This is a genomic window from Brevundimonas sp. (assembly GCF_029946145.1).
Classification (GTDB): Bacteria; Pseudomonadota; Alphaproteobacteria; order Caulobacterales; family Caulobacteraceae; genus Brevundimonas.
Window position 1 is genome coordinate 50,436 of sequence record NZ_JAQSDY010000009.1, and the last position, 11,704, is coordinate 62,139.

The window sequence follows — 11,704 nt, forward strand, 5'->3', positions numbered from 1 at the left end:
CGTCGTAACTTTTATAAATCAAGCGCTTACCGTACCTTTAGTCAGACTCTTCAGACTGTGTTTTTTGCATCGCCCCCCGGATTCGCGCGCAGGGGGCATACGGATCACTATCGCCTGAACCGCCCCTTCTGATTCGGGCCGAGGCGCCATGACCGCAACCACCAGGACCGCATCCCCGGCCCGAGCCTTCGATCCGCTGCTGCTCTTGATGGCGGTAGGCTTCGTCGTCGCCGTCGGGGCCCTGGCCTATCCCGCCTTCCGATCGGATCCGATGAGCGCGCCGGGGCTGGTGCTGATCTTCACGGTCGGGGCCGTGGCCCTGATCGGCCTGTTCTCCTTCACCCGCGGCGAGTCCCGCAAGCCGATGGCCGACGCCGCCGTCGACCTGCTGGACGCCATGGCCGAGCCCGCCGCCCTGGTCTGGGCCACCGGCCAGGTGCTGGCCTTCAACGGCGCCTGGGCGGAAGCCAATGGCGCCACCACCGCCCTGCCCAAGGGCAAGTCCGCCTCGGCCCTCTACATGGCCTTCGCCCAGGCCCGCGCCGGCGAGCAGGGCCGCGCCATCGTCGTTATCGGCGACCGCGAGCAGGAGGTGCTGATCGGTCAGGCCGGGGAAGGCCGCTTCCTCGTTCGCGCCGCACCGGAGTCCGTCCTGCCTGTCGGCGCCATGTCGACCAACCGGCCCGCCACCGTTTCGAACGCCCTGGAGAGCCGCGCCATGGCCGCCGGCGCGCCGTTCGGCTCGGCCGTCATCGCCGCCGAGGACCTGTTCGCCGGCAAGGTCGAGGAAGCCAACGCCGCCCTGTCGGTTCTGACCGGTCCCGCCGCCGCCCGCGACGCCGCCTTCGGCCACCTGTTTGACCCTGCCCTGGTGGTCGAGGCCCGGGCCAGGCTGGACGAGGGCTCATCGGGTCCGATCGAACTGGTCGCCCGCGCCTGGCCCGACAAGGTGCTGCACCTCTATGTCGCCCCCGAGGGCGACAAGCGGCGCATCTGGCTGTTCGATGTCTCGGCCCAGAAGTCGATGGAGCTGCAGCTGTCGCAGGCCCAGAAGATGCAGGCCGTGGGCCAGCTGGCCGGCGGCGTGGCCCACGACTTCAACAATCTGCTGACCGCCATCCAGCTGCAGCTCAGCGGTCTGCTGGAACGCCATCCCGTCGGCGATCCCTCCTACGAGGGCCTGAACGAAATCCGCCAGACGGCCATCCGCGCCGCCGACCTGGTGCGCAAGCTGCTGGCCTTCTCGCGCAAGTCGACGGTGCGCCGCGAACGCCTCGACCTCGGCGAACTGGTCGGCGAGTTCGCCGTCCTGCTGCGCCGCCTGCTGCGCGAGGACGTGCGGCTGGAGACCGACTACGGTCGCGACCTGCCGGTGGTCCTGGCCGACAAGAGCCAGCTCGAGACGGCGGTCATGAACCTCGCTGTCAACGCCCGCGACGCCATGCGCGGCGTGGTCGAGCCCGGCGCCGGCGTGGTCACCATCCGCACCGCCCGCCTGACCGCCGACGAGGCGCGGGCGCTCGGCTGGGGCAATCCCGCCACCGACGCGGTCGCCCTGATCGAGGTGACCGACAGCGGCCCCGGCGTGCCCCCCGAACTGCTCGACAAGATCTTCGAGCCCTTCTTCACCACCAAGGCGGTGAACGAGGGCACGGGCATGGGTCTGGCCACCGTCTACGGCATCGTCGAACAGGCCGGCGGCCACATAAACGTGTCGAACGCCGCCGGGGGTGGGGCGGTTTTCCGCATCTTCCTGCCCGAGGCGGCCGAGGCCGAACTGGCCGAGGTCGCGCCGGTCGAGATCAAGGTGAAGGCCCCGCGTGACCTGTCCGGCGCGGGCCGCATCCTGTTCGTCGAGGACGAGGCCGCCGTGCGCGGCATCGCCGCCCGTCTGCTGCGCCAGCGCGGCTATGAGGTCATCGAGGCCGCCGACGGCGAGGAGGCTCTGGAGCTGGCCGAACTGCACGCCGGGACCATCGACATGATGATCTCGGACGTAATCATGCCCGGCCTCGATGGGCCTGCCCTGCTGAAGAAGGCGCGGCCCTTCCTCGGCGATGCGCCCGTCCTGTTCATCTCGGGCTATGCCGAAAGCGACTTCTCGGATCTGCTGCAGGACGAGGTCGGCGTGTCCTTCCTGCCCAAGCCGCTGGACATCAAGACCCTGGCGGAGCGTGTGAAGCAGGAGCTGCACGCGGGCTAGGGGCCTGAACCAACCGTAACTTGCCAATCTTCATCCGGCGCCATCCTGTGGCGCCTCGCACCACCGGGAGCCTGCCGCCATGATCGATCGTCGCCGCCTGTTATTCACCGCCGCCGCCGGAGCCGGCCTCGCCGCCTGCGGCCAGGTTCTGGCGCAGACGCCCGCGGCCGCGGGCTCGGCCTCGGCCGCGCTCACCGCCCTGATGGACAAGGTCGTGCAGACCTTCCTGCTCGAGTCTCCCGAAACCCTGACCTCGCTGGGCATGGACAAGGGGCCGATGGCGGCGATGAAGTCCCGGCTCGACGACCGGTCACAGGCCAAGATCGACGCCGACCGGATCGTGTTCAAGGGGCAGATGGACGAACTCAAGGCCATCGACCGGGCCGCCCTGCCCGAGACCGAAGGCGTCTATCACGACACCCTGACCTTCTTCGGCGCCACCCAGATGATGGGCGACCGCTTCCCCTATGGCGGCGGCGGCTTCGGCCCGGCGCCCTACACCATCTCCCAGCTGACCGGTTCCTATCAGGGTCTGCCCGACTTCCTCGACACCCAGCACGCGATCGAGACCGCCGAGGACGCCGAGGCCTATCTGTCGCGCGTCGCCGCCTTCCCCGTCGCCCTGGACCAGGAAACCGCGCGGATGCAGGCCGATTTCGCGGCCGGCGCCGTGCCGCCGGACTTCATCATCGACAAGACCCTGCTGCAGCTCGCCAACCTCTATGATACCCCGGCGGGCCAGTCGGTCCTGACTACCTCCATCGTGCGCCGGGCCGGCGAGAAGAATCTCGCCGGCGACTGGGGCGCGCGCGCCCAGCGGATCGTCGAGACCGAAGTCTATCCGGCCCTGCGCCGCCAGGCCGACGCCATGCGCGCCCGCCGCGCCGACGCCACCCATGACGCCGGCGTCTGGCGCCTGCCGGATGGCGAGGCCTATTACGACTGGGGCATCCGCAGCTACACGACCTCGACCCTGTCGGGCGCCGAGATCCATGCCCTGGGGCTGGAACAGGTGGCCGAGCTTTCGGCTCGCGCCGACTTGCTGCTGAAGGCCCAGGGCCTGACCCAGGGTTCGGTGGGCGAACGCATCTCCGCCCTCGGCAAGGACCCGGCGCAGCTCTATCCAAACACCGACGCGGGCAAGGCCCAACTGCTGCTCGACCTCAACGCCCAGATGGCCGACATGGCCAAACGGCTGCCGGAGTATTTCGGCCGCATCCCGACCGCCCCGGTCGAAATTCGCCGCGTGCCGACCTTTATCGAGGCGGGCGCGCCCGGCGGTTACTACAACTCCCCGGCGCTCGACGGCTCGCGGCCAGGCGCCTACTACATCAACCTGCGCGACACGGCCGAATGGCCGCGGATGCAGCTTCCGACCCTGACGTATCATGAGGCGTCGCCGGGCCATCACCACCAGATCGCCCTGCAGCAGGAACAGGCCGACCGGCCGTTGTTGATGAAGGTGCTGGGCTTCTCGGCCTATTCCGAGGGCTGGGGGCTCTACGCCGAACAGCTGGCCGACGAGATGGGTGTCTATGCCGACAACCCGATCGGCCAGATCGGCTATCTGCAATCCCTGCTGTTCCGCGCCACCCGGCTGGTCGCGGACTCGGGCCTGCACCACAAGCGCTGGAGCCGCGAACAGACCATCCGCTACATGGTCGAAACCCTCGGCGATTCCGAAACCGCGGTGACCACCGAGGTCGAGCGTTATTGCGTCTGGCCGGGCCAGGCCTCCAGCTACAAGGTCGGCCACAATAAATGGGTCGAGTTGCGGGCCCGGGCCCAGGCCGCGCTCGGCGACCGCTTCGACATCCGCGCCTTCCACGACGCCGGCATGAACGCCGGCGGGGTGCCGCTGATCGTACTGGACAAGATCATGTCCGACTGGATCGCGGCCCAGCGAGCCTGAACCCGAGACCCTTCCATCCGGCTCGCAAGCGGGCCGGATGGACAGCCGCGCCAAGCAGGAGTTTTCCATGATCGACCGTCGCCGCCTGATGCTTTCCGCCGCCGGCCTTGGCCTGATGGCGGCTCTGCCCGTCGCCGCCCAAACCCCGGCGATGTCCGAGGCGGACGCCCGGCTGGACGCCATGCTGACCCGCTGGTTCAACGAGAACGTCGACCTGTCGCCGGAATACGCCACCAACCTCGGCCTCGACCGGGACGCCCGCGCGCCTCTGTCGGGCCAGTTGCGGCAGGTCGGGCTGGCCGATGCCGAGGCCGACCGCGTTCGCTCCCGCGCCCGCTGGGCAGAGATACAGACGGTGTCGGCGGAGGGGCTGTCGGATCAGGCGAAGGTCTCGCTGGCCGTCTATCGCTTCACGGCGGAGGGCGCGGCGCGGGCGGCGGACATCCCGTACGGCGGGGGCATCGGTCCCTATGTCGTGACCCAGCGGTCGGGGGCCTATTTCTCCGTGCCGGATTTCATGGCCAACCAGCACCGGCTTGAGACCGAGGCCGACGCGGAAGCCTTCATCTCGCGGCTGTCCGCCTTCGCCCGGGTGCTGGATCAGGAGACCGAGCGGATCACGGCCGACGCGGCCCTGGGCGTCATGCTGCCCGGCTTCCTGATGGACAAGACCCTGACCCAGCTGCGGACGCTGCGCGACACTCCGGCCTACGACATGTCCATGATCCAGGCGCTGATCCGCAAGACGGACGAGCGCGACATGATCGGCGACTGGGGCGCCCAGGCGGCCAGTGTGGTCGATACCGAGATCAAGCCGGCCCTCGCTCGCCAGATCGCGGTCTTCGAGGCTCAGCGCCCGAACGCCACGGAGGACGCGGGCGCCTGGAAACTGCCGCAGGGCGACAAGACCTATGCCCTGGCCCTGCGCGCCTACACCACTACCGACTACGACGCCCAGGCCATCCACGACATCGGCCTGGAGCAGGTCGCCTCCATCCAGGCCGAGATCGACACGATCCTGAAGGGACTGGGCATGGCCGAAGGCTCGGTCGGCGAGCGGATCAAGAGGCTCAGCGAGGACCCGCAATACCTGTGGCCCAATACGGACGAGGCCAAGGTCGAGCTGATCGGTTCGCTGAACGAGCAGATGGCGGCGCTCAAGCCGCTGCTCCCGCGCGTGTTCAACACCCTGCCCACGGCCGCCGTGGAAATTCGCCGCGTGCCGCCGGCCATCGAGCTGGGAGCGCCGGGCGGCTATTATCAGGCCGCGTCGCTGGATGGTTCACGGCCGGGCGCCTACTACATCAACCTGTCCAACACCGCGAACTGGCCCAAATGGGGTCTGCCGACCCTGACCTATCACGAGGCGTCGCCCGGTCACCATTTCCAGATCACCGTGGCGCGCGAGGCGGGCAGCCTGCCCATCTATCGCCGCGTCGCCGGCAATTCGGCCTTCAATGAAGGCTGGGCCCTGTACGCCGAGCGCGTCGCCGCGGACGACCTGGACGTCTATGCGGGCAATCCGCTGGGCCGGGTGGGCTATCTTCAATCCTACCTGTTCCGCGCCGTCCGCCTGGTGGTCGACACCGGCTTGCATCATAAGCGCTGGAGCCGCGATCAGGCCATCCGCTACATGATCGACGAATGCGGCGAGCCGCCCGAGTCCGCCGAGAAGGAGATCGACCGCTACTGTGTCTCCATCGGTCAGGCCTGCTCGTACAAGCTGGGCCAGACCGTGATCGCCCGCCTGCGCGCCGAGGCCGAGGCCCGTCCCGGCTTCGATCTCAAGACCTTCCACGACCGTGTGCTGCTGAACGGCTCGGTGCCGCTGGCGGTGCTGGAAGGGTTGATGCGGGGCTAGAGGCTGGCTCGGGCCGCGACGATCGTCGGGTCGGCGTCGGCCTGGGCGGCCAGCCATTCGCGGAAGCGCGCGATCTTGGGCGATCGCCGGCGGCCCTCGGGCCAGACCAGATAGTAGCCGGTGTGGAACGACACCGACTGGGCGAAGGGCCGAACCAGCAGACCGTTCCGGAGCTCGCGCGCGAACAGGATGGGCGAGGCCAGCGCCACGCCCTGGTCGCCCAGCGCGGCCGCGACCTCCAGCACCTGATAGTCCGCGGTCAGACGGCTCATGGGCTGGGTTCCGCCGCTGACGCCGGCCGCGGCGAACCAGGCGGCCCATTCCTTCTCCATACCGATGCGGGGCGCATCCAGCAGGTCGGCGGGCTGGGTCAGCTTCAGCCGCTCCGCCATGGCCGGGCTGCAAACGGGCGTGAAAACGCTGGGCATCAGCAGCTGGCTTTCCATTCCCGACCAGTCGCCGGAGCCGGAGCGGATGCCGACATCGAACCCCTCGCGCGACAGGTCGAGCAGGTTGGGATTGGTGTCCAGCCGCACCGCCAGCCCGGGGTTGGCCACCTGGAACGCCCCCAGGCGCGGGGCCAGCCACTGCGCCGCCAGGGAGGCGAGGGTGGTGATCGACAGGATGTGCTCGTCGGCCTCGGTCAGGTCGCTGACAGCGCGGCGCAGGAGGGTCATCGCTTCGGTGGCCGCCCGCGACAGCCGTTCCCCGCCGTCGGTCGGCTGAACCTCGCGCGGCAGCCGCCGGAACAGGCTCTGGCCCAGCCGGCCCTCAAGCGCCTTGATCTGCCAGCTGACCGCGGCCTGGGTCATGCCCAGCTCTTCGGCCGCGCGGGTGAAGCTCTTCAGGCGGGCGGCGGCCTCGAACACGCGGATGGAGGCGAGGGGGATGCCGGCAAGGGGATCGGCCATAAGCGAACCTTATGTGAGACGCCTACAATCTGGTTTGTGACGCGCCCCTGTCAAGCCCATCTTGTTCTCATCAGCAAAGGACGGCCAGAGGAGGCCACGATGGAAGAGATGCATCACACCCATAAGGAGCCTGCATGGGGCTGGGTCTCGGTCCTGCAGGACTGGCGTCGCAGCCGGACCCGCCAGCGCCTGCGCACTCCGGAGCGCATCATCACGCCCTGGAGCCGCTGAGGCATCTCCCCCCCATCCGATCTGCCGCAGGCGAAATTCCCTTCTCCCACGCATGACTGTCGGCCCTCCTCCCCCTCCGATGGGTGATGGGTCGAGGCCCGGATCCTGGAGTCTCCTGCTCCCGGGATCCGGGCTGAGCCGTGTCCGGCGTTGAGCGTCGGCTCCGGGCTTGTCAGGCGGATTGTCCCGCGCGAGGGTGCGGCGTCCGTTTGAGGGGAAATCCATGATCAGTCGCCGTCGCCTGTTGACGTCCGCCGCCGGCGGCATGGGGCTACTCGCCCTTCCCGCCATCGCCCGCGCGGGCGTTCCGGCGTGGCAGGGCGAGGCAAGGTCCCGGGCCCGCGCCCTCTATGACGTCATCTTCGAAGGCGTCCTTGAAGCCTCGCCGACGGGAGCCACCAGCCTGGGGCTGGATGCCGGTCCCCACGCCGCCCTGAAATCCCGCCTCGACAGCCGCAGCTACGCCGACCGGCTGAACATATTCAAACCGATGGTCGAGGCCCGCCCGGCCCTGGCCGCCATCGACGCCTCGGGTCTGACCGGGCGCGACCGTTCGGACTACGACAGCGTGGTCTGGATGGCCGACCGTTCGGCGGAGATTGCCGCCTTCCCCTTCGGGGGCGTCGACAGCTACGGCTATCCCTGCCCCTATGTCGTCAGCCAGTTGACGGGCCTCTATCAGGCCGTTCCGGATTTCCTGGACAGCCAGCATTCCGTCGCCACGGCGGCCGACGCCGAGGCCTATCTCTCGCGGCTTGAGAGCTTCGCCGAAGGGCTGAATCACGAGACTGCGCGGTCAGCCTCGGATGCGGCCGAGCATGGCGTCGTTCCCCCTGACTTCGTGATCAACAAGGCCCTGACCCAGCTTCGCGCCCTGCGCCGCGAAACGGGGGAGGGCGCGGCCCTGGTCCAGTCCCTTGTCCGCAAGACCGCCGAGGCCGGGGTCGCCGGCGACTGGGCCCGACGGGCGGCGGCTCTTGTCGACGGGCCAGTCGCGGTCGCGCTGGACGCCCAGATCGCGCAGATGGAGCGCCATCTTCCGAACGCCTCTCACGACGCCGGGATCGGCGCGCGCCCGAACGGCGAGGCCTATTACAATCTCTGTCTCCGGTTCCAGACCTCGACAGGCCTGACCCCGAGGGAAGCCCATCAGGTCGGCCTGGATCAGGTGGCCCGGATCGAGGCCCTGGCGGATCCGTTGTTGCGGCAGCGTGGCTATACGGAGGGTTCGGTCGGTGCGCGGCTGACCGCCTTCGGCCAGGAGCCCCGATACCTCTATCCGAACACGGACGACGGGCGGGCCGCGCTGCTGGCTGATCTCAATCGGCAGGTCGCCGCGATCGAGGCGCGTCTGCCCGACGTCTTCGAACGCCTGCCCCGCGCGCGGGTCGAGGTGCGCCGGGTGCCGCCGTCCATCGAGTTGGGCGCGCCGCGTGGTTATGCCCAGAGTCCGTCGCTGGATGGGTCGCGGCCGGGCGCCTACTACATCAACCTGGTGGACACGGCGATCTGGCCGCGCTGGGCCTTGCCGACGCTGACCTATCACGAGAGCCTGCCGGGCCATCACCTTCAGGGCGCCCTGGCGCTCGAGGCCACCGACACGCCGTTGCTGCACAAGTCACTGGGCTTCAACGCCTATGGCGAGGGCTGGGGCCTGTACGCCGAGCAACTGGCCGACGAGCTGGGCATGTACGACGACTTCACGGAGGGGAAGCTGGGTTATCACCAGTCGTTCCTGTACCGCGCCGCGCGCATCGTCATCGACACCGGCATCCATGCGCTGGGCTGGAGCCGGGAACAGGCCATCCGCTACATGATCGAGACGGTGGGCCTGGCTCCCGGTGCGGCCGAGAGCGAGATCGAGCGCTACTGCGTCTGGCCCGGCCAGGCCTGCGGCTACAAGATCGGCCACACCGAGATCGACCGCCTCCGCACCATGGCCCGCGAGCGCACCGGCGACCGGTTCGACATCAAGAGCTTCCACTCGGCGGTGCTGGACGGCGGGGCCATGCCGTTGGAGGTGCTGGGCCGGGTGGTCGATCAGTGGGTGGCGGCGCGTCTGGCCTGAGGCGAGTCCGGTCGGACGGCGAAAAACACAGTCTACTGAGTCTACAGAGTCTACTGAGTCCACTGCGTCCGGAGATTCCATTGTGGAGGCTTTCTCCACATTCGATTGTCAAAGACCGGACCCGACGGGTTCGCTCAGTGAAGCATGCGCCTGCGTCAATTATGGACGTAGGCTGGCGGCTTTTTTGAGTTTCCATTGTCACCCCGGACGCCGACCTCACACCGGAGCTAGTCGCGCACGGTCCAGCCGTCGGCCTCGCGCAAGGCGTTGTGGATCGCAGTCGCTGCAATGGCGGCTTCCGCGCCGGCGACCGCGATCTGGTTCAGGCCCCGGACCACGTCGCCCGCGGCGTAGAGACCTTTCACGCTGGTCGCCTGATGCGCATCGACGAACAGCCGTCCGTCCTCGCCGACCCGCGCATCCAGCGCCTCGGCCAGGTCCGCGTTGGGCGAGGTCCCGAGCGCCGAATAGACCAGGTCGAAGCTGCGGAATGTTCCGCCCCAGCTGAGGGCGGTGACCCGGTCGCCCTCGAGCCGGACGTTGTCGATCGGCGCGCGGATCAGTTCGATCCCCAACCGCGCCATCTCCTCATGTTCGGTCAGGGCCTCGGCCGGGCCGACGTGGATCAGGGTCACCCGGTCGGAATAGGTGCGCAGGAAGGCCGCCTCGCGCACCCCCTTGTCATCGTCGCCGATCACCGCGACCGCCTTGTCGATGGCTTCGTAGCCGTCGCAGATCGGACAGATGCGGACCAGGGCCCGCTCGATGGCGCGCTCGACGCCGGGCAGATCAGGGTGGTGATCGACCACGCCGGTGGCCAGCAGGACCGCCCGGATCCGCAGGTCGCGGCCGTTCAGCCGGGCGATGAAGCCGTCGCCGTCGCGCGTCAGGCTTTCGACCTGTCCGCCCTCGACGACCGCGCCGTACTCCGTCGCCTGTTCGGTCATACGTTTCAGGATGGCGTCGCCGGTGATGCCGCTGGGGAATCCCGGCATGTTGTGGCTGAGCGGTATCCAGCAGGCCCGGGACGCGCCGCCGTCGGCGACGAGCACGCGCCGCCGGAACCGCGCCAGATAGGTGGCCGCCGTCAGGCCGGCGGGGCCGGCGCCGACGATCAGGACCTCGGGCTCGTTCACCGCGTGCGCCACGTCGTGGGCCACAGATCGGCGGGGATGCCCCAGCACTCGGTCATTTCGGACTCGGCGCTGAGGACGAAGCTCCGGCCCGTCCAGGTCCAGGTCGAGGCCCTGCCGCAATCCCCGATGCCCCGCCCCTTGGAGAAGGCGCTTATGGTGCGGGTCCCGGGGTCGTAGCCGCCGTTGATCGTTCCGGCGCCGGTTTCGCCGCTGGCGGACGCCAGGCTCACGGCGCGGGGGTTCCGCCCGCCCGGCCCGGTCAGATACCAGTCGTGGCCGATATTGTAGGCTCCGGCGAAACACGGCACGGCCCAGAGTTCGGTCGAGGCGTCCAGGCGCGCCGACATCACTTCGTCGCTCAACCCGCTGTCCCCGGTCTCGGCCCGGCAGGCCTTGACGGCGGCAATGGCCTCCAGTGCGGGAGGCAGGGTCTGATCGCTGTCGCCGAAGCCGGTCTGGGCGATCGGTGGGGCGGCGATCACCTGCGGGGCCGGGGCCGCGCCGGGCACGGATGAAGCGGGCCGGGATCCCTTGCGGACAAGTGCGGTCGGGGTGTCCAGCCGTCCCTGACGCTCGTCGATCCAGAGCATGGCCGCCGATGCGCCGGACAACGACATCGGGACCGTCTCGCCGCCCGCCGCCAGTGTCAGGGTCTGCCCGACCGCCAGAGCGGACGCGACAGCCGCCGCCTCGGCCGCGCGGACTTCCGCCGTGCCGACGGGATCGTGGTCCCCGGCGACCGGCGCCGCAACATGGCGCCGGCCGTCCAGCGTCAGGGTGACAGGGCCGGACAGGCCGTCGCCGGTGGAGGGCCAGAAGCCGACGGACACGGTTCGCCGGCCATCCGGACCCGGCGCCGAGCCGATCCGCACCCAGCCCGTGCCCTCGCTTGCCGGACCGAAGGCCACGCAGTCGTTGACGTTGTCGCAGACGGCCAGCCAGTCGCGGAATTTGCGGCTTTCGCTGCGCGCCGCCGGGGCGGGTGTGGCGCCCTCTCCGGTCGCGGCCTGCCCGGGAGCGGGGGCCGCCACGGCCTTCTGGTCCGCCTGGCCGCAGGCCGTCAGCGCCATGGCTGCAAGGCAAGCTCCTCCAAGATGCCGCATCGTCTGTTCCCCGATCTCGCCAAGGCTCTCCGCCTTCCGAACGATACCCGGAATCCGCGACGGAGGTCTCCCCCTATCCGTCTGTGAGGCGACAGCCCGCCCGCGGGGTGCGAACGGCGGTCGGGGACCGGGCGTCATGGTCGCTGAGCATGCGCCGCATCAGGTCCGCATCGATCAGGACCGGCGGTTCGCAGAAGGCGATGATCCAGCGCTGCACCAGCGCCCCTGTCTCGGTATCCAAGGAAGGTCTCCCCACAGGAAGGCGTCCTTCCGGCCCGT

Annotated in this window: 9 protein-coding genes; 5 read left to right on the plus strand and 4 right to left on the minus strand. The window is 69.3% G+C overall.

Annotation, left to right across the window (positions count from 1 at the left end):
- The first annotated feature begins 148 nt into the window (after positions 1 to 148).
- The 3 genes from cckA (at position 149) to PSV23_RS02580 (ending at position 5,976) form a co-directional block, all read left to right on the plus strand.
- Positions 149 to 2,203 carry a cell cycle histidine kinase CckA gene (gene cckA, locus PSV23_RS02570; RefSeq protein WP_300465945.1) on the plus strand — a complete coding sequence of 685 codons (2,055 nt, stop codon included), beginning with the start codon at positions 149 to 151 and terminating at the stop codon, positions 2,201 to 2,203.
- A 79-nt stretch (positions 2,204 to 2,282) separates the two neighbouring features.
- Positions 2,283 to 4,115: a DUF885 family protein gene (locus PSV23_RS02575; RefSeq protein WP_300465946.1), complete on the plus strand. Its 1,833-nt coding sequence runs from the start codon at positions 2,283 to 2,285 to the stop codon at positions 4,113 to 4,115.
- Between the two features lie 67 nt (positions 4,116 to 4,182).
- Positions 4,183 to 5,976, plus strand: a complete 1,794-nt coding sequence (locus PSV23_RS02580) for a DUF885 family protein (protein ID WP_300465947.1) — start codon at positions 4,183 to 4,185, stop codon at positions 5,974 to 5,976.
- On the opposite strand, the gene PSV23_RS02585 is transcribed toward PSV23_RS02580, so the two are convergent.
- Positions 5,973 to 6,887: a LysR substrate-binding domain-containing protein gene (locus PSV23_RS02585; RefSeq protein WP_300465948.1), complete on the minus strand. Its 915-nt coding sequence runs from the start codon at positions 6,885 to 6,887 to the stop codon at positions 5,973 to 5,975. The genes PSV23_RS02580 and PSV23_RS02585 overlap by 4 nt on opposite strands.
- A 99-nt stretch (positions 6,888 to 6,986) precedes the next feature.
- On the opposite strand from PSV23_RS02585, the gene PSV23_RS02590 reads away from it, so the two are divergent.
- Both PSV23_RS02590 and PSV23_RS02595 read left to right on the plus strand, forming a co-directional pair.
- Entirely contained in the window at positions 6,987 to 7,118 is a 132-nt protein-coding gene (locus PSV23_RS02590) for a hypothetical protein (RefSeq protein ID WP_300465949.1), read from the plus strand.
- A 223-nt stretch (positions 7,119 to 7,341) separates the two neighbouring features.
- Entirely contained in the window at positions 7,342 to 9,186 is a 1,845-nt protein-coding gene (locus tag PSV23_RS02595; protein ID WP_300465950.1) for a DUF885 family protein, read from the plus strand.
- A 227-nt stretch (positions 9,187 to 9,413) separates the two neighbouring features.
- Here PSV23_RS02595 and PSV23_RS02600 read toward each other — a convergent pair whose 3' ends face one another.
- The 3 genes from PSV23_RS02600 to PSV23_RS02610 form a co-directional block, all read right to left on the minus strand.
- Positions 9,414 to 10,334, minus strand: coding sequence for an NAD(P)/FAD-dependent oxidoreductase (locus PSV23_RS02600; RefSeq protein ID WP_300465951.1), 921 nt, complete (start codon positions 10,332 to 10,334; stop codon positions 9,414 to 9,416).
- Complete coding sequence (locus tag PSV23_RS02605; RefSeq protein ID WP_300465952.1) at positions 10,319 to 11,392, minus strand: DUF1176 domain-containing protein; 1,074 nt, start codon at positions 11,390 to 11,392, stop codon at positions 10,319 to 10,321. Before PSV23_RS02605 ends, PSV23_RS02600 begins: the two co-directional genes overlap by 16 nt.
- A 106-nt stretch (positions 11,393 to 11,498) precedes the next feature.
- Positions 11,499 to 11,666: a hypothetical protein gene (locus PSV23_RS02610; protein WP_300465953.1), complete on the minus strand. Its 168-nt coding sequence runs from the start codon at positions 11,664 to 11,666 to the stop codon at positions 11,499 to 11,501.
- Positions 11,667 to 11,704: the final 38 nt, after the last annotated feature.